Genomic DNA, 23,256 nt, shown 5'->3' with positions numbered 1-23,256 from the left:
CATGGCACTCACCCGCCAGCAGATGGCCGCGCGCGCTGCGGCAGAGCTCTCCGACGGCTCCTATGTGAACCTCGGCATCGGTCTGCCGACCCTCGTGCCCAACTACGTGCCCGACGGCGTCACGGTCGTACTGCAGTCGGAGAACGGCATCCTCGGCGTCGGCCCGTACCCGACGGAGGACGCGGTCGATCCCGACCTCATCAACGCCGGCAAGGAGACCGTCACCACGCTCCCCGGCGCGGCGTTCTTCGACTCGGCGACGAGTTTCGGGATGATCCGCGGGGGCAAGATCCACGCGGCGATCCTCGGTGCCATGCAGGTCTCCGCGACAGGGGATCTGGCGAACTGGATGATCCCCGGCAAGATGGTCAAGGGACCGGGCGGCGCGATGGACCTCGTCCACGGCGCCGGCCGCGTGATCATCCTCATGGAGCACGTCGCCAAGGACGGCTCGGCGAAGATCGTGAACGAGTGCTCCCTGCCCCTCACGGGTCGCGGGGTCGCGCACCGCATCATCACAGACCTCGCTGTGATCGATGTCACCGAAGCCGGACTCGTGCTCGTGGAGACCGCGCCGGGCGTGAGCGCCCAGCAGGTCATCGACGCGACCGAGCCTCCGCTCATCGTCACGGAAGCATTGAAGGAGAACTCATGACCGACATCGTCATCGTCGCAGCCGCCCGCACCCCGCAGGGGCGCCTGAAAGGGCAGCTGGCGTCCTTCACCGCGCCGCAACTGGGGTCGCTGGCGATCAAGGGCGCGCTCGAGCAGGCATCCGTCGACCCGGCAGCGATCGACGCCGTCATCGTGGGCCAGGTGCTCGCGGCCGGCTCCGGCCAGAACGCGGCCCGCCAGGCATCCATCGGGGCGGGCATCGGCTGGGACGTCCCGGCGCACTCGGTCAACAAGGTGTGCCTCTCGGGCCTGACCGCCGTCATCGACGCCGCGCGCATGATCCGCACCGGGGACGCCACGACCGTCGTCGCCGCCGGCATGGAGTCGATGACGCGTGCGCCGCATCTGCTCATGGGATCGCGCGACGGCTGGACCTACGGCAGCGTCGAGGTGCTCGACCACATGGCCTATGACGGACTCACCGACGCCTACGACCGCGAGAGCATGGGCGGATCGACCGAGCGCCACAACCCGCGGTTCGAGCTCACCCGTGAGGCGCAGGACGAGGTCGCGGCGCTGTCGCACCAGCGCGCCGCCGCTGCCGCCGACGCAGGCGTCTTCGATGACGAGCTCGTCACCGTCGAGGTCCCGCAGCGCCGCGGCGAGCCGGTCGTCCTCACCCGCGACGAGGGCGTGCGCCCCGACACGACCGTCGAGACGCTCGCGAAGCTTCGGGCCGCCTTCGCCGAGGGCGGAACGATCACCGCCGGCAACTCCTCGCAGATCTCCGATGGGGCATCCGCCGTCATCGTGACCACACGCGAGAACGCCGAGGCCCAGGGCTGGCCGGTGCTCGCCGTCGTCGGTGCGAGCGGCCAGACCGCAGGCCCGGACAACTCGCTCCAGGCCCAGCCGGCGCAGGCGATCGCCCGCGCGCTCGAGAAGCAGGGCATCACCGCAGCAGATCTCGACCTGGTCGAGATCAACGAGGCATTCGGCGCGGTCGTCGCGCGTTCGCAGACCGAGCTCGGGATCTCGAGCGACATCGTGAACATCCACGGCGGCGGCATCGCGATCGGGCATCCGATCGGCGCATCCGGCAACCGTCTGGTCGTGCACATGGCGCACGAGCTGAACCGACGGGGGAGGGGTACCGTCGCCGTCGGCCTGTGCGGCGGCGGAGGTCAGGGCGAGGCGCTCATCCTCACACGTTGACCCAGACTTTCAGCGGCGATCCTTGGCGTGGCGCTGGGCGTCGGCCAGGGCCTTCTGAGACTTGAACTGCAGGCGCTGCGCCTTCTTCGCCTTCTTGACCGACTGCGGCGAGTCGGCGTCGACCTGGTTGCCGGTGCGTTCTCTCCTCATGTCGACGACGGCGCCGATCGCGAGCGAGAGGGTGATGCCCCAGCTCAACCACGAGAGCACCAGCCGCCAGGTGATCGGTTCGTCTCGAGTTCCGCGCAGAAGCGACACTCCTGCAGAGATCGCTGCGACCAGACCGGTGCTGAAGAGGTAGCGCATGACGTCCACGCTACCCTCATGGCGCCCGGGCGCGCGCGGGGCTGGAAAACGCTCAGGTGCCCTCGCTATGATCAGTGCGGCGCGCGAGCGCCAGAAGCTGTGTATCTACCGGCCGTCGGCATCCCGGCGGAAAGCGGCGGCACCTGATCCCGCGCCGTCCGGGCGCGTGAGAGTCATGACACAGACACACGCATCAGTTCCATCCCCTCCAACCCGACCGGCGAGCCTGCTCCGCCAGGCGGGCCTGCCGTACTTCCTGATCGCCTTCGTCGCACGGCTGCCGTTCGCGATGATGGTCGTCGGCGTCCTCACCCTCGTCGTCTCGGCCCGCGGATCGCTCTCCCTGGGCGGACTCACCTCGGCGGCCGTCGGCATCGGCACCGCCTGCTTCGGGCCGCTGCTCGGCGCGGCGGCAGACCGGTTCGGCCAGCGACCGGTGCTCGTGCTGCTCGCCGTGACGAACAGCGTGGCGCTGATCGTCTTCACCCTCGTCGTATACGGCTCGGCCGCCGACCCGTATGTCCTGCTGGCGGCTGCGGGTATCGGCGCGACCGCCCCGCAGGTCGCGCCGATGTCCCGATCGCGCCTGGTGACGATCATCAACGAGCGGATGCCGGAACCGCACCGCGCGCGCACGCTGTCGGCAACCATGGCCTACGAGTCCGCTGCGGACGAGACGGTATTCGTGTTCGGGCCCTTCCTTGTCGGGATCGCGGCGTCCTGGATCGCCCCCTGGGCGCCCCTGGTGGGCGCCGCCGTGCTCACCATCGTGTTCGTCGGCGCCTTCGCGCTGCACCCGAGCGGTCGTCATGTCTCGGATGAGCGGGGAAGCGACGGTCGGGCGCCGTCGGCACCGGCCGAGCTGTTCCGACCGCAGCTGCTCGTCGTCGTCACCGGCATCTTCGGCGTCGGGCTGTTCTTCGGCGCGACTCTCACCGCGCTGACGGCCTTCATGGCCGATCGAGGGGAACCGGAGCAGGCCGGGCTCCTCTACGGCGTCATGGGAATCGGGTCCGCGCTGCTCGCGCTCGGAGTCGCCTGGCTCCCTCCGCGCTTCAGCCTTCACGCCCGCTGGCTGGTGTTCTCCGGCATCCTGCTGCTGGGATCTCTGCTTCTGGCGACGGTTTCGTCGGTGGCGGGGATGGTCGCGGTCCTCGCCGTCATGGGCATCGGGATCGGACCGACCCTCGTGACCCAGTACAGCTTCGGCGCCGCCCGAAGCCCGCTGGGCCGCTCTGCCACGGTGATGACCATGCTCGGCTCCGGCGTCATCGTCGGGCAGTCGATCGGCGCGGCCGTCACCGGCGAGATCGCGCAGTCGGTGGGCACATCCGCCGCACTGATGGTGCCGGCCGCCGCCGCCGCGATCGTGTTCGTGTGCGGTGCGCTGAACGGGGTCGCCTGCCGCGCACCGTGGCGGAGTCGATAGCCTGGGGTTCCACCGCTAGCGAGGAGCCAGCCATGACAGCCGCAGAATTCGTCGTCGTCGCGAACCGTCTTCCGGTGGATAGGGTCGTCGCCCCCGACGGCGAGGAGAGCTGGCGCACCTCTCCCGGCGGCCTGGTCGCGGCGCTCGAGCCTGTCATGAAGACGGTCGACGGAGCATGGGTCGGGTGGGCCGGGCAGGCCGACCTCGAGCTCGAGCCGTTCGAGGCGAACGGCATCCGACTGATCCCGATCGCGCTGAGCGAGCAGGAGGTCGAGGAGTACTACGAGGGCTTCGCGAACGACACGATCTGGCCGCTGTATCACGATGTGATCGCCCCGCCGCAGTTCCATCGCGAGTGGTGGGAGGCATACGTCGCCGTCAACCACCGCTTCGCCGAGGCCGCGGCCTCAGCCGTCGCGCAGGGCGGAACGGTCTGGGTGCACGACTACCAGCTTCAGCTCGTGCCCGAGATGGTTCGGACGCTCCGACCCGACGTCACGATCGGCTACTTCCACCACATCCCGTTCCCTGCGCACGGACTGTACGCGCAGCTGCCCTGGCGCGACCAGGTGCTGCGCGGACTGCTCGGCGCCGACGTCATCGGATTCCAGCGAGCGCAGGACGCCACCTACTTCCTCGCCGCCGTGCGCCGGCGCCTGCAGCACCCGGTGAAGGGATCTCTCGTGGAGGTCCCCGGTGAGGAGGGCTCGCGCCGCGTGCTCGCGAAGGCCTTCCCGATCTCGATCGACACCGCCCCGTACCTCGAGCTCATCCAGAAGCCCGAAGTGCGGGCGCGGGCGGCGGAGATCCGGAAGAGTCTCGGCGACCCCAAGCGGATCCTGCTCGGCGTCGACAGGCTCGACTACACCAAGGGCATCCGGCACCGCATCAAGGCCTACGGCGAGCTGCTCACCGAGGGCAGGCTCAGCGTCGAGGACGTCACGTTCATCCAGGTCGCGAGCCCCAGCCGCGAACGCGTCGACGCGTACGTGCACCTGCGCGATGAGATCGAGCTGGCGGTGAGCCGCATCAACGGCGACTTCGACACCATGGTGCACACCGCGATCCGCTATCTGCACCAGGGCTTCCCGCGCGAGGAGATGGTCGCGCTGTACCTGGCCGCCGACGTCATGCTCGTCACCGCGCTCCGGGACGGCATGAACCTCGTCGCGAAGGAGTACATCGCCACGCGCGCCGACAACCGCGGGGTGCTCGTGCTGAGCGAGTTCACCGGCGCGGCCGATGAGCTGCGTCAGGCCATCCGCGTCAACCCGCACGACATCGAGGGGCTGAAGGACGCGATCATGACCGCGGTCGAGATGGAGCCGGCCGAGCAGAGCCGCCGGATGCGGTCGTTGCGCAAGCGCGTGCTCGAGCACGATGTGAAGGTGTGGTCCTCGTCGTTCCTCGACGCCCTCGCGGACGTGCGCGCGCAACGCTCCTGATCGGCCGTCATGCGGCGGAGCCGGACACCGGCGCATGAGAGGCTGGTCGGGAATCGACCCCGATGAGGAGACCCGCAGTGACCCGCACCTGGACCCCCGGAACCGCAGACGACGCCCTCTCAGCGATCGCGAGGACACCACGACTCCTCGTCGCACTCGACTTCGACGGAACGGCGTCCCCGCTCGTGCCCGACCCGATGGCGGCACGGGCTCTTCCCGAGGTCGCCGCGCAGGTCGAGCGGCTCACATCCCTTCCCGACACGTTCGTCGCCTACGTGTCCGGTCGCAGCATGCACGATCTGAAGATCATCACCGAGCACGACGAGGATTCGGTGATCGCCCTGGCCGGCTCCCATGGCGCGCAGTACTGGTTCCCCGGCACGGGTGACGAGGATGCTCCGGGGGCTGCGACCGAGGACGGCGCGCGCGAAGGGCTCTGGGCGGCAGCGCAGCCGATCGTCGACCGCTACGAGGGCGTCGGGCTCGAGCCCAAGACGTTCGGGATGGGCATCCACACGCGCCGGGCGACGCGCGAGACGGAGCAGGCCGCGTTCGCCGAGATCGACGCGCTCGTCGCCGACCACTACCCGCACTGGCGGCGGCGCTCGGGGCACCGCGTGCTCGAGTTCTCGTCGCGGACCGAGGGGAAGGACACGGCGATGTCGGTTCTGCGCGAGCACTTCGGTGCCACCGGCATCCTGTTCGCCGGCGACGACGTCACAGACGAGGACGCGATGCGGGTCCTGCTCCCTGGCGACCTCGGCGTGCGCGTCGGTCCGGGGGAGAGCGCGGCTGCGCTGCGTGTGGACACTCCACAGCAGATGGCGGATCTTCTGGAGACGCTCGCGTCCGAGCGTGCGTCGGGACGGGAATAGACTGCCGTCATGCCCTCGCACGACCCTTCTTCGAATGCATCCACCGACATCAAGCCCCGAAGCCGCGTCGTCACCGACGGCATCGAGGCCACCACATCCCGAGGCATGCTCCGCGCCGTCGGGATGGGGGATGAGGACTGGGACAAGCCGCAGATCGGCATCGCGTCCAGCTGGAACGAGATCACCCCGTGCAACCTGAGCCTGGACCGCCTGGCCCAGGGCGCCAAGGAGGGCGTCCACTCCGGTGGCGGCTACCCGTTGCAGTTCGGGACCATCTCCGTCTCGGACGGCATCTCGATGGGCCACGAGGGCATGCACTTCTCGCTCGTCTCGCGCGAGGTCATCGCCGACTCGGTCGAGACGGTCATGATGGCGGAGCGCCTCGACGGCAGCGTGCTGCTCGCCGGATGCGACAAGTCCATCCCCGGCATGCTCATGGCCAGCGCCCGCCTCGACCTCTCCAGCGTGTTCCTCTACGCCGGTTCGATCGCCCCCGGCTGGGTCAAGCTGTCGGACGGCACCGAGAAGGACGTCACGATCATCGACTCGTTCGAGGCCGTCGGCGCCTGCCGTGCGGGGCTCATGAGCGAAGAGGACCTCAAGCGCATCGAGTGCGCGATCGCCCCCGGTGAGGGCGCGTGCGGCGGCATGTACACCGCCAACACGATGGCATCCGTCGCCGAGGCGCTGGGCCTCAGTCTCCCCGGATCCGCAGCGCCGCCTTCCGCCGACCGACGCCGCGACTACTTCGCGCACCGCTCCGGCGAGGCCGTGGTGAACCTGCTCCGTCAGGGCATCACCACCCGCGACATCCTCACGAAGGAGTCGTTCGAGAACGCGATCGCCCTCGCCATGGCGCTCGGTGGATCCACCAACGTCGTGCTCCACCTGCTCGCGATCGCCCGCGAGGCCGAGGTCGACCTCAGCCTGCACGACTTCAACCGCATCGGCGACAAGGTGCCGCACGTGGCCGACATGAAGCCGTTCGGCAAGTACGTCATGAACGATGTCGACCGGCACGGAGGCATCCCGGTCATCATGAAGGCGATGCTCGACGAGGGCCTGCTGCACGGCGACGCGCTCACCGTCACGGGCAAGACGCTCGCCGAGAACCTCGCGGAGCTGAACCCCGACCCCATCGACGGTGAGGTCATCCACACGTTCGACAACCCGATCCACGCCACCGGCGGCCTCACGATCCTGCACGGCTCGCTCGCCCCCGAGGGCGCCGTCGTCAAGACCGCCGGCTTCGACGCGACCGTGTTCGAGGGCCCTGCTCGCGTCTTCGAACGCGAGCGCGCGGCGATGGATGCCGTGGCGAACGGCGAGATCAACGCCGGCGAGGTCATCGTGATCCGCTACGAGGGCCCCAAGGGCGGACCGGGCATGCGCGAGATGCTCGCCATCACCGCCGCCATCAAGGGCGCTGGGCTCGGAAAAGATGTACTACTCTTGACGGACGGACGATTCTCAGGCGGCACAACCGGCCTGTGCATCGGCCACATAGCACCCGAAGCGGTGGACGCTGGTCCCATCGCCTTCGTGCGCGATGGTGATCTGATACGGGTCGATATCGCAGCTCGCTCTCTTGACCTACTCGTCGATGATGCAGAGCTCGCCTCCCGCCGCTCCGGCTGGGAGCCGCTTCCGCCCCGCTATACCCGTGGCGTTCTTGCCAAGTACTCCAAGCTCGTGCGCTCCGCCGCCGAAGGCGCGACCACGGGCTGACCCCGCAGATCACCAAGGAATCACATGACTGCTGACGCTGTTTCGGCCGTGCCACGGCCGCCCGCCCCGAAGACCTCCGCGCCGGAGATCACCGGCGCCGAGGCTGTCGTCCGCTCGCTCGAGCTGCTCGGCGTGACCGACGTGTTCGGTCTGCCCGGAGGAGCGATCCTCCCCGTCTACGACCCGCTGATGGATGCTTCGCAGCTCCGCCACATCCTCGTGCGCCACGAGCAGGGCGCCGGCCACGCCGCGGAGGGCTATGCCTCGGCGTCCGGCAAGGTCGGCGTGTGCATCGCTACCTCCGGGCCCGGTGCCACGAACCTTGTCACCGCGATCGCCGACGCCTACATGGACTCCGTGCCGCTGGTCGCGATCACCGGTCAGGTGTTCTCCACTCTCATGGGGACGGACGCCTTCCAGGAGGCCGACATCGTCGGCATCACGATGCCGGTCACCAAGCACTCCTTCCTCGTCAAGGACGCCCGCGACATCCCCGGCGCGATCGCCGCCGCCTTCGAGATCGCCTCGACGGGCCGTCCCGGTCCGGTTCTGGTCGACATCACGAAGGACGCTCAGCAGGACACCGTGCCGTTCGTCTGGCCGCCCAAGATCGAGCTGCCCGGTTACCGGCCCGTCACCAAGGCGCACGGCAAGCAGATCCAGGCAGCCGCGGCACTGCTGGCCGAGTCGAAGAAACCGGTGCTCTACGTCGGCGGCGGCGTCGTGCGCGGCCGGGCCGCTGCTGAGCTCAAGGAACTCGCCGAATCCACCGGAGCCCCTGTCGTCACGACCTTGATGGCCCGCGGTGCCTTCCCGGACTCGCACGAGCAGCACCTCGGCATGCCCGGCATGCACGGAACCGTGCCTGCCGTGCTGGCGCTTCAGGAGGCCGACCTCATCGTTTCGCTCGGTGCCCGGTTCGACGACCGCGTGACGGGCAAGGCATCGCTGTTCGCCCCGTATGCGAAGGTCGTGCACGTCGACATCGACCCGGCCGAGATCTCCAAGATCCGCACGGCGGATGTGCCGATCGTGGGCGACGTCCGCGATGTGCTCATCGACCTGGATGCCGCATACCGCGGCGTCGTCGGCAGCGCGAAGCCCGACATCTCGGACTGGTGGTCCTACCTCGACGGGCTCCGTGACGAGTTCCCGCTCGGGTACACCGAGCCCAGCGACGGCCTGCTCGCGCCGCAGTATGTGATCTCCCGCATCGGCGAGCTCACCGGGCCCGAGGGCATCTACGCCGCCGGCGTCGGCCAGCACCAGATGTGGGCCGCGCAGTTCATCAAGTACGAGCGTCCGAACGCATGGTTGAACTCCGGGGGAGCGGGCACGATGGGCTACTCGGTGCCCGCGGCGATGGGCGCGAAGGTCGCCGAGCCCGACCGGGTCGTCTGGTCGATCGACGGCGACGGCTGCTTCCAGATGACCAATCAGGAGCTCGCGACCTGCGCGATCAACAACATCCCGATCAAGGTAGCGATCATCAACAACTCCTCGCTCGGCATGGTGCGCCAGTGGCAGACGCTGTTCTACGACGGCCGGTACTCGAACACCGACCTGAACACCGGGCACGACACCGTCCGGATCCCGGACTTCGTCAAGCTCGCCGAGGCTTACGGGTGCCTGGCCATCCGCGTCGAGAAGGAGGACGAGGTGGATGCGGCGATCCAGCTGGCGCTGGAGACGAACGATCGCCCCGTCGTCATCGATTTCGTCGTCTCCGCCGACTCGATGGTGTGGCCGATGGTGCCGCAGGGCGTGAGCAACAACTACGTCCAATACGCGCGCGACCACGCTCCGGCATTCGATGAGGAGGTCTGAACCATGTCCAAGCACGTTCTGAGCCTCCTCGTCGAGGACACCCCAGGTCTCCTGACCCGCGTCGCCGGTCTCTTCGCCCGTCGCGGCTTCAACATCGAGTCGCTCGCCGTGGGCGTGACCGAGGTGCCGGGGATCTCGCGCATCACTGTCGTCGTCGACGTCGAGGAGCTTCCGCTCGAGCAGGTGACCAAGCAGCTGAACAAGCTCGTCAACGTCATCAAGATCGTCGAGCTCGATTTCGCCACCTCGGTGCAGCGCCAGCACGTGCTGGTGAAGGTGCGCACCGACAACACGACGCGGTCGAACGTGATCGAGGTCGTGAATCTCTTCCGCGCCTCCGTCGTCGACTACGCCGCCGATGCGCTCGTCGTCGAAGTGACGGGCGACCGCGGCAAGATCGACGCCCTGCTGCGCGCCCTGGAGCCCTTCGGGATCAAGGAGATCGCGCAGTCCGGGTTGCTGGCCATCGGGCGCGGCGGCAAGAGCATCACCGAGCGCGTCCTGCGCGGCTGACTACGAACTTTTCGAACCACAATCAAGGAGAAATACAAGTGAGCACTGAGATCTTCTACGACGACGACGCCGACCTGTCCCTGATCCAGGGCAAGAAGGTCGCGATCGTCGGCTACGGCTCGCAGGGCCACGCCCACGCGCAGAACCTGCGCGATTCGGGCGTCGAGGTCGCCATCGCCCTCAAGGACGGCTCGAAGTCGGCTGCCAAGGCAGAGGAGGCCGGCTTCCCGGTCAAGAACGTGGCGGATGCCACCGCGTGGGCGGACGTCATCATGATCCTCGCCCCCGACCAGCACCAGCGCACGATCTACTCCGAGTCGATCGCGCCGAACCTGACCCCGGGCAAGACCCTCGCCTTCGCGCACGGCTTCAACATCCGCTTCGGCTACATCGACGCACCCGAGGGCGTCGACGTCATCCTCGTCGCGCCGAAGGCGCCCGGCCACACCGTGCGCCGCGAGTTCGTCGCCGGTCGCGGCATCCCGGACATCATCGCCGTGGAGAAGGATGCATCCGGCAAGGCCTGGGACCTCGCGCTGTCGTACGCCAAGGCGATCGGCGGAACCCGCGCCGGCGTCATCAAGACGACGTTCACCGAAGAGACCGAGACCGACCTGTTCGGCGAGCAGGCCGTGCTCTGCGGTGGCGTGAGCCATCTCGTGCAGGCCGGCTTCGAGACGCTGACCGAGGCGGGCTACCAGCCGCAGATCGCGTACTTCGAGGTGCTGCACGAGCTCAAGCTCATCGTCGACCTCATGTGGGAGGGCGGCATCGCCAAGCAGCGCTGGTCGATCTCCGACACCGCTGAGTTCGGCGACTACGTCTCCGGCCCGCGCGTCATCGACTCGGCCGTCAAGGAGAGCATGAAGGGCGTGCTCGCCGACATCCAGTCGGGCGCGTTCGCGAAGCGCTTCATCGACGACCAGGACAACGGCGCGAAGGAGTTCCTGGAGCTGCGCGCCAAGGAGGAGCAGCACCCGATCGAGACGACCGGCAAGGAGCTGCGCTCGCTGTTCGCATGGAAGCAGCAGGACGAGGACTACGTGGACGGTTCGGCCGCGCGCTGACCTGAGTCCGACTGCGCGACACTGAGACCCCGTCTTATCGACGAGACCCCGTCGCATCCACGTGATTGCGACGGGGTCTCGTCGTTCAGACGGGGTCTCTCCGTGTTCGGACCTACTCCGACTCGTCGCCCTCCGGGGCGGCATCCGGGATCTCGATCGGAGCATCCGACGGAGACGCCCACACCGGTGCGGGCAGCAGCGTGTCCGTCGCGCCGTCGCGGATCGCGCGCAGCGCCTCGACGATCTCATCCGAGTTCTCGGGTACGGCCAGTCCGCACGTGCGCAGCTCGGATGCGAACTCCAGCGTGAGCCTTGTCTTGCCGGCCGCCACGGCCTCGGCGGTGGTGCCGACGCGCTTCTCGCTGCCGGTCTGGATGTCGGAGACCTCTTCGCAGACGTGGTAGACCGATCCGCCGTCGACCCAGACGACCTCGTCCTGGCCGAGCAGCTGGATGACGGTGGACTGGTCCGCGGTGTACTGCTCGACGGACGACGGGTTGTAGTCGATGCCCAGCGCGAATGCGGCGACCGCGAGCACGATGCCGATGATGCCGGCCGTGGTCTTCTGCCCCTTGTCCATGTCCTTGTTCAGGAAGATGAGGATGATCAGGGGCAGGAACGCGATGACCGCGATGATCGCGCCCAGCTGGTTCTGGACGAAGAACCGCAGTTTGTCGGACCTGCGCGCAGGGTCGAGGCGGTTCGCCTTCTTCCAGAGGAAGGAACCGGTGATCGACAGCGCAGCGATCACGACGAGCATCACGATGAGCGTGACGAACGCCCACTGCGGGAACTGGGCTGTGGCCTGCTGATCCTCGAGCAGGCCGGTGTCGGTGTTGCGGACGAGTCCGCCGTCCTCGCCGACGAACTCGCGCTGGCGCAGAAGCCAGAAGATGGCGACGGCCTCTGCGGCGATCGCGACGGCCCACAGGGCAGCGGCGATCCACCGGAAGGCGGTCGCCTTGCGCTTGGACTCCGGCGTGGGCTTCCAGTCGTGCGCAGCGACGTTCTTCTCCGGTTCAGTCACGGTCGATCTCCCTCAGGCTCCTGTGAACTCCCTGAGCATATCCGGCACCGATGGCGATGGCTACGCTGGACACATGACATCCGAAGCGGACGACGCGTTCTCCTGGGAGGGCGACGACGAGCATCCGGCAGCGCCTCGCCGTAAGCCATCGGCGGGGGAGACGGCGAAGCCGGCCCTGCCGGACGGCTGGAACGCGGTCGGCAAGGACAGTGAGTCGGTCGGCCGGGTCGAAGCGGACGGCACGGTCGTCGAGCCGGACGAGCCGGAGGGTCTCAGCACGCCCATGCTGCTGCTGGTCGGCGTCGTCGGCGGGGTGTACCTGTTGTACACGATCGGTTGGATCATCGGTGGTCTCAATCTGCAGGCGGGCGCCCTGTTCCTCGTGCCGACGGTCATGTACCAGGTCGCGGTCTGGGCAGCGGTGCTGGCCCCCGCGCTGTGGTTCGGCGCTGTCTGGACGCTCACGCGGCACTCCGCGGCCTGGATCCGCGTCGTCGGCTTCCTCGCCGGGATCGCACTCCTGGTGCCCTGGCCGTTCGTGATGACCGGGGCGGTGGGCGCATGACCGCGCGCGAGACGACGAAGGGGCAGGGCCTCGGGTTGATGAAGACGCTGATCCTCGGTCTTGCCGGGCTGTTCTACGCGTACGCCGTGTGGAACGCCGTGGCGTATCTCGTCAGCGTCGCCCAGTACGGACTCAACGCGTACGGGTGGTTCGTACTGCTCTTCTCCGTGCTCTTCCCGATCCTCATCTTCGCCCCGGCATACGCGCTCGGCCGACGGCGCCAGGCGGTCGAGTTCGCGCTCGTCCTCCTCGCCGGGCTCGCGCTGGTCGCCGTGTTCTGGATGAACGTCGTCGCGCTGAGCACGCTGAACTTCTCGTCGCTGACCGGCTGAGGCGGAGCGTCACACGGCGCGGAGCACCTGGCGTGCTCGGGTAAGGTGGGTCTCGATCGCGCCCCCGACGGTGTGCGGCGCATCGGTCCCCATCCGCGCTCTGCCGCCAACCCGAAGGATCCGTCTGTGCCGAAGCCCGTCGTGCTCATCGCCGAAGTCCTCTCGCCCGCCACGATCGAGGCCCTCGGCCCCGACTTCGATGTCCGTCAGGTCGACGGAACGGATCGCGAGGCGCTCTTCTCGGCGTTGACGGATGCGGATGCGGTGCTGGTCCGCTCGGCGACGAAGGTGGACGCCGAGGCTCTCGAGCACGCTCCGAAGCTCAAGGTGATCGCCCGCGCCGGAGTGGGCCTCGACAACGTCGACATCCCCGCTGCCACCAAGGCCGGTGTCATGGTCGTGAACGCCCCGACCTCCAACATCATCTCCGCCGCAGAGCTCACCTGCGCCCACATCATCAGCCTGGCCCGTCACGTCCCGGCCGCGCACGCCTCGCTGGCCGCAGGCCAGTGGAAGCGCAGCGCCTACACGGGGACCGAGCTGTTCGAGAAGACCCTCGGCATCGTCGGGCTCGGCCGCATCGGCGCGCTGGTGGCCGCGCGCATGCAGAGCTTCGGCATGAAGGTCGTCGCCTACGACCCCTACGTCACGACCGCCCGTGCACAGCAGCTGGGCGTCGAGCTGCGCACCCTCGACGAGCTCGTCGCCGAGGTCGACTTCCTCACGATCCACATGCCGAAGACGCCCGAGACCACGGGCATGATCGGCGCCGCCCAGTTCGCGGCCATGAAGCCGTCTGCATACGTCGTCAACGTCGCGCGCGGTGGCCTGATCGACGAGGTGGCGCTGCGCGAAGCACTCGTCGCCGGCGAGATCGCCGGAGCCGGCCTCGACGTGTTCACCTCCGAACCGCCAGCCGAGGGCGGATCGGCCCGCGAGCTCCTCGAGCTGCCGAACGTCATCGTCACCCCGCACCTCGGGGCCTCCACCGATGAGGCGCAGGAGAAGGCCGGCATCTCGGTCGCGCGCTCGGTCAAGCTCGCCCTCGAGGGCGATCTCGTGCCGGATGCCGTGAACGTCGCCGGTGGCGTCATCGACCCGTTCGTCCGCCCAGGCATCGCCCTGGTGGAGAAGCTGGGACAGGTCTTCAGCGGCCTCGCCGGCTCCGCGGTCACCACGCTCGACATCGAGGTCCGCGGCGAGCTCGCCGACTACGACGTCAGCGTCTACAAGCTCGCGGCGCTCAAGGGAATCCTCTCGAACGTGGTCAGTGAGAACGTCTCGTACGTCAACGCCCCGCTCTTCGCCGAGCAGCGCGGCATCGAGGCGCGGCTCATCGTCGAGAAGGACAGCCCCGAGTACCGCAACCTGACGACGCTGCGCGGTGCTCTCGCGGACGGCACCGTCCTCACTGTGGCGGGCACCCTCGCCGGAACGCGCATGGTGCAGAAGATCGTCGGCATCAACGGTCACGACATCGAGGTGCCGATCGAGACCAACCACATCGTGATGCAGTACCTCGATCGCCCCGGCATCGTCGCCGTGTACGGCCAGAAGTTCGGCGATGCCGGCATCAATATCGCTGGCATGCAGGTCGCCCGTCGTGCGGCAGGCGGCGAAGCGCTCACGGTCCTCACCGTCGACTCCCGGGTGCCCGATGAGCTGCTCGCCGAGGTCGGCGTCGCGATCGAGGCGAGCGTCGTCAAGCAGATCGAGGTCGCCGAGGTCTGAGCCGGCGCGCCCGTTCAGGGGGCGTCACGAAGGTTCAGAGGTCCGTCATGAGACGGCCCTCTGCACGAGAGCAATGAGCTTCTCCAGCTCCGCGCCTCTCGGCACGGGGCCTGCGAGGCCGCTTCCCTCGGCGCCCGCGGTGTCGAGCGCGTTGTTGTAATAGAGGCCGTCGCTGACGAGCATGACCAGATCGAGCGCGGTCTGGTCGCGCACGTGCGGGCGCAGGGCTTCAGCCCAGGACTCGCGCACCCGCCTGAGGGCGTCGGATGCGGCGGCCGCTCCGCCCTGCGCAATGCGCGATGCTGCGACGAGGACGCGGTCGAGCGCGGTGTCCTCCATGATCGACGTGCGGAGGAAGTACGCGACGGCGCCGCCCGGGGCCGTCGCCATGCGGTCGAGGTCTTCGCGGGCGGCGACTTCGAGGCGATCGAGGAGTCCGGCGACCAAGTCGTCCTTGGATGCGAAGTGGTAGAGCAGGCCGCCCTTGGAGACGCCTGCGGCCTTCGCCGTCGCATCCAGCGTCGCGGCTCGCTCGCCGTCATCGATCAGGAGCGTCTCGAATGCGTCGAGCACCCGTTCACGGGCGAGAGGAGGTCGCGGCATATCTGTTACTATACCAGCCGGACGGTTTAGTAACGGACACGGATGACAGGAACGAGCATGACGCAGACGGCGCCGATCGCGGTGACCACGACCGACGGCCCACGCGCGGGGGCCCGCGGCTGGTGGGCGCTGATCGTCCTGATGCTCCCCGTGCTGCTCGTGTCGGTGGACAACACGGTGCTGAGCTTCGCGCTGCCGGAGATCTCGCTCGCGCTCGCCCCGACTGGTGCGGAGCAGCTCTGGATCATCGACGCGTACCCGCTGGTCCTGGCGGGACTGCTGGTGACGATGGGCACGCTGGGCGACCGCTTCGGTCGCCGCCGGATGCTCCTGATCGGTGCCACCGGGTTCGCCGCAGTCTCCGCACTGGCGGCCTTCGCGCCCACGGCAGGGCTGCTGATCGCGGCGCGCGTCCTGCTCGGCTTCTTCGGGGCCATGCTCATGCCGTCGACCCTGTCGCTGCTGCGGTCGATCTTCCAGAACCGCGATCAGCGCCGGATGGCGATCGCGGTGTGGGCGTCCGCGTTCTCGGCAGGAGCGGCACTCGGCCCGATCGTCGGGGGCTTCCTCCTCGAGCACTTCTCCTGGGGGTCGGTCTTCCTCCTCGCCGTGCCCGTGCTGATCCCGCTCCTCATCGCGGCTCCGCTGCTCGTCCCGGAGAGCCGCGACCCGGCTCCGGGGCGCATCGACCCGATCAGCATCCTGCTTTCGATGGGTGCGATGGTGCCGATCGTGTACGCGATCAAGTCCGTCGCGGTCGACGGTGCGACGCTCATCGCCGCCGCGTGCGTCGCGCTCAGCGTCGTGCTCGGCTTCCTGTTCGTGCGGCGCCAGCTGCGCGCCACGACGCCGATGCTCGACATGGCACTGTTCCGGCGCGGCACGTTCTCGGGAGCCATTCTCGTGAACCTGCTCAGCGTCGTCGCGCTCGTCGGATTCCTGTACTTCGTGTCGCAGCATCTGCAGCTGGTCATCGGTCTCACTCCGATGATGGCGGGGCTCGCGCTGGTGCCGGGGATGCTCGCCATGATCGTCGCCGGTCTCGTCATCGTGCCGATCTCGCGCAGCGTCCGCCCATCGGTCGTCGTTCCCGCCGCCCTCGTGTTCTCGGTCGTGGGGTATCTGCTCGTCGCGTTCGCTTCCGACGAGCACGGCATCCTGGCGCTCGTGATCGCGTTCGTCGTGCTCGGCATCGGCATCGGCGCGGCGGAGACCATCTCGAACGAATTGATCCTCTCGAGCGCACCGCCTGCGAAGGCGGGAGCAGCGAGCGCCGTCTCCGAGACCGCATACGAGCTCGGAGCGGTGCTCGGCACCGCCGTGCTCGGCGGGATCATCACCGCGCTGTACCGCGGCGCGCTCGTGATCCCGCCGGGAGTCCCGGCGGAGATCGCGTCCGGAGCGCGGGAGACGCTCGCCGGCGCCTACGGTGCGGCGCACGAACTCGCGGAGCCGCTGCGCACGCAGCTCTGGGATGCCGCGGCATCCGCCTTCGAGTCCGGGATCACCCTCACCTCGCTGATCGGCGCCGGCCTCGTGATGGCGGCCGGGGTCATCGCTGCCGTCACACTGCGCACGCCCCGTTCGCACTGACCAGTACGCTGGGGGGTACCCGCGCCGTCGTCGTGCCGCGGGTTTCCCGAGGCAAGGAGTGCGCATGTCGCGTGTCGTGAAGCTGGCCGTCATCCCCGGTGACGGCATCGGTCCCGAGGTCGTCGCCGAGGCGGAGAAGGTGCTCGACGCCGTCACCGCGAACAGCGATGTCGCCTTCGACAAGACCCGCTTCTCGCTCGGAGCCGCGCGTTACCTGGAGACCGGCGACACGCTGACCGACGAGGACCTCGACGCGATCAAGGCGAACGATGCGATCATCCTCGGCGCCGTGGGCGGCACGCCGGGCGACCCGGCGTTGAAGGACGCGAACATCGAGCGAGGTCTGCTTCTGAGGCTCCGTTTCACGCTCGACCACTACGTGAACCTGCGTCCCTCCAAGCTCTATCCCGGTGCGGCCGGACCGCTCGCCGACCCGGGCGAGATCGACTTCGTCGTCGTCCGCGAGGGTACAGAGGGTCCGTACGTGGGCAATGGCGGCGCCATCCGTGTCGGAACCTCGAACGAGGTCGCCAACGAGACGAGCGTCAACACCGCCTACGGCGTCGAGCGCGTCGTCCGCTACGCGTTCGAGCTCGCCGAGCGTCGTCGTCAGCAGCTCACCCTGGTGCACAAGACGAACGTGCTCGTCCACGCAGGAGGCATGTGGCAGCGCATCGTGAACGAGGTGGCAGGGGAGCACCCCGGCGTGGCCGTAGACTACTTGCACGTGGATGCGGCGACGATCTTCATGGTCAGCAACCCCAGCCGCTTCGACGTTATCGTCACCGACAACCTCTTCGGCGACATCCTCACGGATCTGGCAGGCGCCGTCACCGGTGGCATCGGCCTCGCTGCATCGGGCAACATCAACCCCGACGGCACGTTCCCCTCGATGTTCGAGCCCGTTCACGGTTCGGCGCCCGACATCGCAGGCCAACAGAAAGCCGACCCCACCGCGGCGATCCTGTCCGTCGCCCTCCTGCTCGATCACCTCGGGCTCCGCGAGGAATCGGCCCGCGTGACCAGCGCGGTCGAGGCGGACATCGCCGAACGGCTCGGCTCTCGAACCACCACTGAGGTGGGCGACGCCATCATCGCCCGGCTCCGGGCGTAACCTGGACGCACGCGAGCGCCGCCCGCAACCCCGCAGGAGAGAGATGACAACGACCGAAACCGAACTCGCACCGCTCGAGTTCGCCGTGACCAAGAACCTCGCAGCGAAGTCCGCAGTCGAGCGCGAGGAGATCCTGAAGAACCCGGGCTTCGGCACAGCGTTCACCGACCACATGGTCGACGTGTGCTGGTCGGCCCGCGGCGGATGGCATCGTCCGCGCGTGCAGCCCTACGGCCCGATCGCACTCGACCCCGCCGCCGCCGTGCTGCACTACGGTCAGGAGATCTTCGAGGGCATCAAGGCCTACCGGCACGCAGACGGGTCGATCCACACGTTCCGTCCCGACCAGAACGCCGCCCGCCTGCAGCGCAGTGCGCGGCGCATGGCGCTGCCGGAGCTGCCCGCCGAGTACTTCCTGCAGTCGATCCGCGAACTGATCGCCGTCGACGGCGCCTGGGTGCCGTCCGGAGAGGACCAGAGCCTGTACCTGCGGCCGTTCATGTTCGCGAAGGAGGCGTTCCTCGGCGTGCGCCCCGCGCAGAAGGTCGCCTACTACGTGATCGCGAGCCCGGCGGGTTCGTACTTCAAGGGCGGCGTGCAGCCGGTGCGCATCTGGCTGTCCGAGAATTACGCCCGCGCGGGCAAGGGCGGCACGGGTGCGGCCAAGACCGGCGGCAACTACGCGTCGAGCCTTCTGCCGCAGGCCGAGGCGTACGAGAAGGGCTGCGACCAGGTGGTCTTCCTCGACCGGGACGGCAACGTCGAAGAGCTCGGCGGAATGAACGTCGTGTTCGTCTACAAGGACGGCCGCATCGTCACCCCCGACTCCGACAGCATCCTCGAGGGCATCACCCGCAACTCGCTGCTGCAGCTCGCGGAGGACCGCGGCCACACCATAGAGCGCCGGCCGGTGTCGCTCCAGGAATGGCGCGACGGCGTGGCGTCCGGCGACATCGTCGAGGTGTTCGCCTGCGGCACGGCCGCTGTCGTCACGCCGATCGGCGCCCTCGTGACCGCTGCGGGCGAGGAACCGCAGCCGTCCGGCGAGCTCGCGCTCTCGCTGCGCGAAGAGCTCACCGACATCCAGTACGGCCGCCGCGAGGACAAGCACGGCTGGCTCTACCGCCTGGACGCCTGACCCCACGCCCCACAGACCTCTCCTGGTCTACGAGACCCCGTCGTATTCACGTCGATACGACGGGGTCTCGTCATTCCCAAGAGGTCTGTGGTGGGACTTTCTCTGCACAGGCGGCCCGGAATGCCGGAACGCGGATCGACCTGTGGAGGAACCGCACGGGCACTCACGATCTGTGACGATCGCGGCATGAGGAAGAGGATCGAGTTCGCGGAGGCAGCCGCTCTGCTGCGCACGCGTTCGGAACTGCTGGATGCCGGTACCACGGAGCGGGGTCTCGAATCTCTCGTGAACGTGGGGATGCTCGTCCGGGTTCACCGTGGGCAGTACGTCGATGGCTCGACATGGGACGCGCTGTGGGAGGAAGGGCGCCATCTGCTGCGCGCCATCGCCTTCGCACGGGTGAGCCCGGACGCCGTGTTCGCGCACGCATCGGCAGCTGCGCTGTGGGGATTGCCGTTGTACGGCAGACGCGACGACTTCGTGCACGTTCTGATCGCAGGGACGCGGCATTCGCGCCGTTCAGGCGGGGTGATGAGGCACGCCCTCAAAGTGACGGCTGACGACATCGTGGTCAAGCACGGGTTGAGGTGCACATCGCTCGCACGAACGGTCTACGATCTGGCGCGGACGCTCTCGCCAGAGGCTGCGATCTCCGCCGGTGACGCGGCCCTCGGGCACGTCGCGGTGTCGCGACGCGTTCAAGACGAGGAGAAGGCAGCGGCATGGCGCGAGGAGCTGCGGATCATGGCCGCTTCACGGGCACGCGGAGCAAAGACTGCACGCTGGGTCGCCGCCTTCGCCGACGGGCGCGCGGAACTCCCGGGTGAGAGCGTCAGCCGGCTTCGGCTTCACACACTCGGATTCCAGAATGTGGCGCTGCAGGTCCACGTCGTCGGGTCGACCGGGCGCGATTACTATCTGGACTTCGGGTTCACCGGATGCCGCGTGTTCGGCGAGTTCGACGGTGATGCGAAGTACCTCGAACCCGAGCTGCGGGCGGCCTCCACGCCGCAGGACGCCGTGCTTGCCGAGAAGCAGCGTGAGGATGACGTGCGCGGCGTCACGGGGTGGGGTTTGGTTCGATGGGGCCACAGCCACATCGGCACCGCCAAGACGCTCGGTGCTCGGCTCGCCGCCTTCGGCATCCTCCCTCCCGGGTGACTAGCGAGCCCCTGCCTGCGTCTGAACTCCCGCTACAGACCTCTCGGGAACGACGAGACCCCGTCGTACTCACGTCGATACGACGGGGTCTCGTCGACCAGGAGAGGTCTGTGATGTGCGGGGGGAGAGGTCGATAGGCTGGGCGGGTGAAGATCGCCCGGTTCAGCCACAACGACGCCATCCAGTACGGGATCCTCGACGAGCAGGAGCTGGTGGTCCTCGCCGGCGATCCGATGTTCGCCGGATTCGAGACGACGGGGGAGCGCGTCCCGCTCGCGGATGCGGCGCTTCTGGCCCCGGTGATCCCGCGTTCCAAGGTCGTGTGCGTCGGCAAGAACTACCACGACCATGCGGCCGAGATGGGCGGCACCGCTCCCGAGGAGCCGCTCCTGTTCCTCAAGCCCAACACCGCGGTCATCGGCCCCGGTGACACGATCGTTCGTCCGGCCCTGTCGGAGCAGACCGACCACGAGGGCGAACTCGCCGTCGTGATCGGACGCATCGCCAAGAACGTCCGCGCGGCAGACGCGCTCGACTACGTCTTCGGCTACACCGTGGCGAACGACGTCACCGCGCGCGACTTGCAGCGCAAGGACGGTCAGTGGACGCGCGGCAAGGGCTTCGACACCTTCTGCCCGCTGGGCCCCGTCATCGAGACGGAGTTCGACGATGCGGATGCCACGATCCAGACCCGCGTGAACGGCGAGGTGCGTCAGAGCGCTCCGCTGAGCGAGATGATCCACTCGGCGGCGGACATCATCGAGTACGCCTCTGCCGTGTTCACCCTGCTCCCGGGCGACGTCATCCTCACCGGGACGCCGGCGGGCGTCGGGCCCTTCGTCGCCGGCGACACCGTCGAGGTCGAGGTCTCCGGCATCGGCATCCTGCGCAACGCCGTGCGCGACGCGCTGCCCGTCGCATGACGGTCCCCACAGCCGAGCAGCAGCAGGCGGTGCAGCGACGGACGGTCGCGATCCTCTCCGCCGGCCAGGTGCTCGGCGGCATCGCGTTCGGCGCGACGGTGTCGCTGGGCGCGCTGCTGGCCGCCGACATCTCCGGCGACGACGCGCTCTCGGGACTCGCCACGGCATCCGTCACGCTCGGTGCGGCGCTGTGCGCGATCCCACTGGCGCGCCTCGCGACGAAGCTGGGGCGCCGGCGCGCGCTGACCCTCGGCAACCTCTTCGCCCTGGTCGGCATCGGCATCGTGATCCTCGCCGCGGCGCTCCGGGTGTTCCCGCTGCTCCTGGTCGGCATCGTGCTCATCGGCGCAGGCAACGCCGGCAATCTGCAGTCGCGCTTCGCCGCGACCGACCTCGCCAGTCCGCGGCACCGCGGCCGCGACCTCTCGGTCGTCGTCTGGGCGACCGCCGTCGGGGGAGTGGCCGGCCCGCTGCTGCTGGGGCCGGGCGAGGTCGTCGGGCAGGCGATCGGGATGCCGCCGCAGACCGGCTCGTACCTGTTCTCGCTGATCGCGCAGACGGCGGCGTTCGTGCTCTACGTCGTGGCCCTCCGCCCCGATCCGCTGCTTCTCGCCCAGCGCATCATGGCGGCCGGCGCCGACCAGAACGCGGTGGAGGAGCGCCGCGATCACCCGGTCGCGGCGCGCTACGCGATGTTCGCGATCGCGGCCTCGCACGTGACGATGGCCTCGGTCATGGCCATGACGCCGATCCACCTCGCGCACATGGCGCACGGGGCGCATGGCGGGCACGCGACGCCGGCGGACATCTCGTCGCTGGTCGGCGTCACGATCGCCATGCACGTCGCCGGGATGTACGCCCTGTCACCGGTGTTCGGCATCCTTGCCGACCGATGGGGACGCCTGCAGGTCGTCCTGCTCGGGCAGGGGCTGCTCGCCGCATCCCTGCTGTTCGCGATGTTCGTGAACGATCAGGCATGGGGCGTCATGGTCGCGCTGATCCTGCTCGGGCTGGGCTGGAGCGCAGCCACGGTCTCGGGTGCTGCGCTGCTCACCGAGGCGACCGCCCCGGGGTTGCGCACGCGGAGGCAGGGCCGCAGCGACTCTCTCATGAGCTTCTCGGCCGCCGGTGGTGCCGTGCTCGCGGGGCTGATCCTGTCGAACTTCCAATTCGGCGGACTGGCTGTGGCGGCATCCGTCCTGGTCATCGCGATCGTCGTCACCTCGCCACTGGGCCGGATGCGCGCCGCATGAGGGCATGGAGCGGCGTCGGCGCGGCCTACGCCGCGTCCTACGCCGATCTGTGCGCTGGCACAGGGGACGCGATCATCCGGGCACTGGGGCCGGCGCGCTCCCGCCCGCTCCTCGATGTCGGGTCCGGGACAGGCGCACTCGGCGCTCTGCTCGCGGACGCCGGCTGGACCGTCACGGGATGCGAGCCCGAGCAGACGATGCGCGAGGTCTCGGCCCTGCAGCATCCGGAGCTCGACGTCCGTGACGGTGCCCTTCCGTCGTTGCGGTTCCCGGATGCCTCGTTCGACGCGGTGACCGCCAACTTCGTGCTCAATCACGTTCCCGATCCGCGCGCTTCGGCCGGCGAGATGGCCAGAGTCGCAAAGGCCGACGCGACCCTCGTCGCCACGATCTGGACGGTGTCGCCGTCGTGGTTCTGGGCGGCCGTCTGCGAACGCGCCGGCTTGACGCCGAGACCACGAGAGCGACTTCCGGCCGACAAGGACTTCGAGCGCTCCGCAACAGGATTCGGCAGGATGCTGTCGGAAGGCGGCTGGCACGCGGTCGAGGTGTCGGAGATCACCTGGGCATGGCACGCACCCGTCGCCGCGCTGTGGGCATCCGCCGAAGGCGGTGTCGCGTCCGCCGGTGCGTTCTACCTCGCACTCGGTGCAGGCGATCGAGAACTCTTCCGGCAGGCGTTCGACGCGTACTGCGGGGAGAACGCCGAAGACGGCGCCGTCATCCTCGAGCACACGGCGGCCGTGGCTGTCGGGCGGGCCCGTTGAGGAGCACGCGCACGCGTAGGATTGAAGGG

Annotated in this window: 22 protein-coding genes; 19 read left to right on the top strand and 3 right to left on the bottom strand. The window is 68.7% G+C overall.

Annotation, left to right across the window (positions count from 1 at the left end; translation table 11 throughout):
* Position 1: 1 nt before the first annotated feature.
* Positions 2–655 (top strand): 3-oxoacid CoA-transferase subunit B, encoded by a 654-nt coding sequence (locus KEC56_RS06365; protein ID WP_175986107.1) that lies wholly within the window; start codon positions 2–4, stop codon positions 653–655.
* Positions 652–1,830: an acetyl-CoA C-acetyltransferase gene (locus KEC56_RS06360; protein ID WP_175986108.1), complete on the top strand. Its 1,179-nt coding sequence runs from the start codon at positions 652–654 to the stop codon at positions 1,828–1,830. Before KEC56_RS06365 ends, KEC56_RS06360 begins: the two co-directional genes overlap by 4 nt.
* A gap of 9 nt (positions 1,831–1,839) precedes the next feature.
* Here the strand turns inward: KEC56_RS06360 and KEC56_RS06355 are convergent, their stop codons facing one another.
* Positions 1,840–2,136 (bottom strand): hypothetical protein, encoded by a 297-nt coding sequence (locus KEC56_RS06355; protein WP_175986109.1) that lies wholly within the window; start codon positions 2,134–2,136, stop codon positions 1,840–1,842.
* 175 nt (positions 2,137–2,311) lie between these two features.
* Here KEC56_RS06355 and KEC56_RS06350 point away from each other — a divergent pair, with 175 nt between their 5' ends.
* From KEC56_RS06350 to ilvC, 7 genes are all read left to right on the top strand, one after another.
* Entirely contained in the window at positions 2,312–3,565 is a 1,254-nt protein-coding gene (locus tag KEC56_RS06350; RefSeq protein ID WP_175986110.1) for an MFS transporter, read from the top strand.
* A gap of 32 nt (positions 3,566–3,597) precedes the next feature.
* Positions 3,598–5,010 (top strand): alpha,alpha-trehalose-phosphate synthase (UDP-forming), encoded by a 1,413-nt coding sequence (locus KEC56_RS06345; RefSeq protein WP_227530284.1) that lies wholly within the window; start codon positions 3,598–3,600, stop codon positions 5,008–5,010.
* Positions 5,011–5,087: 77 nt separating this feature from the next.
* Positions 5,088–5,885, top strand: coding sequence for a trehalose-phosphatase (gene otsB / locus KEC56_RS06340; protein WP_227530283.1), 798 nt, complete (start codon positions 5,088–5,090; stop codon positions 5,883–5,885).
* Positions 5,886–5,894: 9 nt separating this feature from the next.
* Positions 5,895–7,613, top strand: coding sequence for a dihydroxy-acid dehydratase (gene ilvD / locus KEC56_RS06335; protein ID WP_227530282.1), 1,719 nt, complete (start codon positions 5,895–5,897; stop codon positions 7,611–7,613).
* A gap of 24 nt (positions 7,614–7,637) precedes the next feature.
* Positions 7,638–9,440, top strand: coding sequence for an acetolactate synthase large subunit (locus tag KEC56_RS06330; protein WP_227530281.1), 1,803 nt, complete (start codon positions 7,638–7,640; stop codon positions 9,438–9,440).
* Positions 9,441–9,443: 3 nt separating this feature from the next.
* A complete protein-coding gene (gene ilvN / locus KEC56_RS06325) occupies positions 9,444–9,953 on the top strand; it encodes an acetolactate synthase small subunit (RefSeq protein ID WP_175986115.1) in 510 nt (169 codons plus the stop codon).
* Positions 9,950–11,020: a ketol-acid reductoisomerase gene (gene ilvC / locus KEC56_RS06320; protein WP_264675159.1), complete on the top strand. Its 1,071-nt coding sequence runs from the start codon at positions 9,950–9,952 to the stop codon at positions 11,018–11,020. The genes ilvN and ilvC overlap by 4 nt, the downstream gene beginning before the upstream one ends.
* A 112-nt stretch (positions 11,021–11,132) precedes the next feature.
* Here the strand turns inward: ilvC and KEC56_RS06315 are convergent, their stop codons facing one another.
* The gene (locus tag KEC56_RS06315; protein ID WP_227530280.1) at positions 11,133–12,047 is read right to left on the bottom strand and encodes a hypothetical protein; all 915 of its coding nucleotides are present in this window, start codon (positions 12,045–12,047) and stop codon (positions 11,133–11,135) included.
* Positions 12,048–12,120: 73 nt separating this feature from the next.
* On the opposite strand from KEC56_RS06315, the gene KEC56_RS06310 reads away from it, so the two are divergent.
* The 3 genes from KEC56_RS06310 (at position 12,121) to serA (ending at position 14,675) form a co-directional block, all read left to right on the top strand.
* On the top strand, positions 12,121–12,612 hold the full coding sequence (locus KEC56_RS06310) for a hypothetical protein (protein ID WP_227530279.1): 492 nt from the start codon (positions 12,121–12,123) through the stop codon (positions 12,610–12,612).
* Positions 12,609–12,944: a hypothetical protein gene (locus KEC56_RS06305; protein WP_227530278.1), complete on the top strand. Its 336-nt coding sequence runs from the start codon at positions 12,609–12,611 to the stop codon at positions 12,942–12,944. Before KEC56_RS06310 ends, KEC56_RS06305 begins: the two co-directional genes overlap by 4 nt.
* Positions 12,945–13,070: 126 nt before the next feature.
* The gene (gene serA, locus KEC56_RS06300; RefSeq protein WP_227530277.1) at positions 13,071–14,675 is read left to right on the top strand and encodes a phosphoglycerate dehydrogenase; all 1,605 of its coding nucleotides are present in this window, start codon (positions 13,071–13,073) and stop codon (positions 14,673–14,675) included.
* A gap of 45 nt (positions 14,676–14,720) precedes the next feature.
* On the opposite strand, the gene KEC56_RS06295 is transcribed toward serA, so the two are convergent.
* Positions 14,721–15,278: a TetR/AcrR family transcriptional regulator gene (locus KEC56_RS06295; RefSeq protein ID WP_227530276.1), complete on the bottom strand. Its 558-nt coding sequence runs from the start codon at positions 15,276–15,278 to the stop codon at positions 14,721–14,723.
* 57 nt (positions 15,279–15,335) lie between these two features.
* Here KEC56_RS06295 and KEC56_RS06290 point away from each other — a divergent pair, with 57 nt between their 5' ends.
* From KEC56_RS06290 to KEC56_RS06260, 7 genes are all read left to right on the top strand, one after another.
* Positions 15,336–16,871 carry an MFS transporter gene (locus KEC56_RS06290; protein WP_227530275.1) on the top strand — a complete coding sequence of 512 codons (1,536 nt, stop codon included), beginning with the start codon at positions 15,336–15,338 and terminating at the stop codon, positions 16,869–16,871.
* A 64-nt stretch (positions 16,872–16,935) separates the two neighbouring features.
* Entirely contained in the window at positions 16,936–17,985 is a 1,050-nt protein-coding gene (locus tag KEC56_RS06285; protein ID WP_227530274.1) for a 3-isopropylmalate dehydrogenase, read from the top strand.
* A 43-nt stretch (positions 17,986–18,028) separates the two neighbouring features.
* The gene (locus KEC56_RS06280; RefSeq protein WP_227530273.1) at positions 18,029–19,123 is read left to right on the top strand and encodes a branched-chain amino acid aminotransferase; all 1,095 of its coding nucleotides are present in this window, start codon (positions 18,029–18,031) and stop codon (positions 19,121–19,123) included.
* Positions 19,124–19,309: 186 nt separating this feature from the next.
* Positions 19,310–20,284, top strand: coding sequence for a hypothetical protein (locus KEC56_RS06275; RefSeq protein WP_227530272.1), 975 nt, complete (start codon positions 19,310–19,312; stop codon positions 20,282–20,284).
* A 146-nt stretch (positions 20,285–20,430) separates the two neighbouring features.
* A complete protein-coding gene (locus tag KEC56_RS06270; RefSeq protein WP_175986562.1) occupies positions 20,431–21,207 on the top strand; it encodes a fumarylacetoacetate hydrolase family protein in 777 nt (258 codons plus the stop codon).
* Positions 21,204–22,460: an MFS transporter gene (locus KEC56_RS06265; RefSeq protein WP_227530271.1), complete on the top strand. Its 1,257-nt coding sequence runs from the start codon at positions 21,204–21,206 to the stop codon at positions 22,458–22,460. The genes KEC56_RS06270 and KEC56_RS06265 overlap by 4 nt, the downstream gene beginning before the upstream one ends.
* Positions 22,457–23,227, top strand: coding sequence for a class I SAM-dependent methyltransferase (locus KEC56_RS06260; protein WP_227530270.1), 771 nt, complete (start codon positions 22,457–22,459; stop codon positions 23,225–23,227). The genes KEC56_RS06265 and KEC56_RS06260 overlap by 4 nt, the downstream gene beginning before the upstream one ends.
* Positions 23,228–23,256 lie beyond the last annotated feature (29 nt).

Origin of the sequence: Microbacterium tenebrionis, from assembly GCF_020682665.1 — a bacterium.
GTDB classification, from domain to species: Bacteria; Actinomycetota; Actinomycetes; order Actinomycetales; family Microbacteriaceae; genus Microbacterium; species Microbacterium tenebrionis.
The sequence above is the reverse complement of the archived record's forward strand: the minus strand, read 5'-3'. Positions and strand labels throughout refer to the sequence as shown.

Bases quoted from the DNA above. Each gene is read 5' to 3' on its own strand.
- KEC56_RS06365 (WP_175986107.1), top strand. From the start codon at position 2: ATGGCACTCACCCGCCAGCAGATGGCCGCGCGCGCTGCGGCAGAGCTC.
- KEC56_RS06360 (WP_175986108.1), top strand. From the start codon at position 652: ATGACCGACATCGTCATCGTCGCAGCCGCCCGCACCCCGCAGGGGCGC.
- KEC56_RS06355 (WP_175986109.1), bottom strand. From the start codon at position 2,136: ATGCGCTACCTCTTCAGCACCGGTCTGGTCGCAGCGATCTCTGCAGGA.
- KEC56_RS06350 (WP_175986110.1), top strand. From the start codon at position 2,312: ATGACACAGACACACGCATCAGTTCCATCCCCTCCAACCCGACCGGCG.
- KEC56_RS06345 (WP_227530284.1), top strand. From the start codon at position 3,598: ATGACAGCCGCAGAATTCGTCGTCGTCGCGAACCGTCTTCCGGTGGAT.
- ilvD (WP_227530282.1), top strand. From the start codon at position 5,895: ATGCCCTCGCACGACCCTTCTTCGAATGCATCCACCGACATCAAGCCC.
- KEC56_RS06330 (WP_227530281.1), top strand. From the start codon at position 7,638: ATGACTGCTGACGCTGTTTCGGCCGTGCCACGGCCGCCCGCCCCGAAG.
- ilvN (WP_175986115.1), top strand. From the start codon at position 9,444: ATGTCCAAGCACGTTCTGAGCCTCCTCGTCGAGGACACCCCAGGTCTC.
- KEC56_RS06310 (WP_227530279.1), top strand. From the start codon at position 12,121: ATGACATCCGAAGCGGACGACGCGTTCTCCTGGGAGGGCGACGACGAG.
- KEC56_RS06305 (WP_227530278.1), top strand. From the start codon at position 12,609: ATGACCGCGCGCGAGACGACGAAGGGGCAGGGCCTCGGGTTGATGAAG.
- KEC56_RS06295 (WP_227530276.1), bottom strand. From the start codon at position 15,278: ATGCCGCGACCTCCTCTCGCCCGTGAACGGGTGCTCGACGCATTCGAG.
- KEC56_RS06290 (WP_227530275.1), top strand. From the start codon at position 15,336: ATGACGCAGACGGCGCCGATCGCGGTGACCACGACCGACGGCCCACGC.
- KEC56_RS06285 (WP_227530274.1), top strand. From the start codon at position 16,936: ATGTCGCGTGTCGTGAAGCTGGCCGTCATCCCCGGTGACGGCATCGGT.
- KEC56_RS06280 (WP_227530273.1), top strand. From the start codon at position 18,029: ATGACAACGACCGAAACCGAACTCGCACCGCTCGAGTTCGCCGTGACC.
- KEC56_RS06275 (WP_227530272.1), top strand. From the start codon at position 19,310: ATGAGGAAGAGGATCGAGTTCGCGGAGGCAGCCGCTCTGCTGCGCACG.
- KEC56_RS06265 (WP_227530271.1), top strand. From the start codon at position 21,204: ATGACGGTCCCCACAGCCGAGCAGCAGCAGGCGGTGCAGCGACGGACG.
- KEC56_RS06260 (WP_227530270.1), top strand. From the start codon at position 22,457: ATGAGGGCATGGAGCGGCGTCGGCGCGGCCTACGCCGCGTCCTACGCC.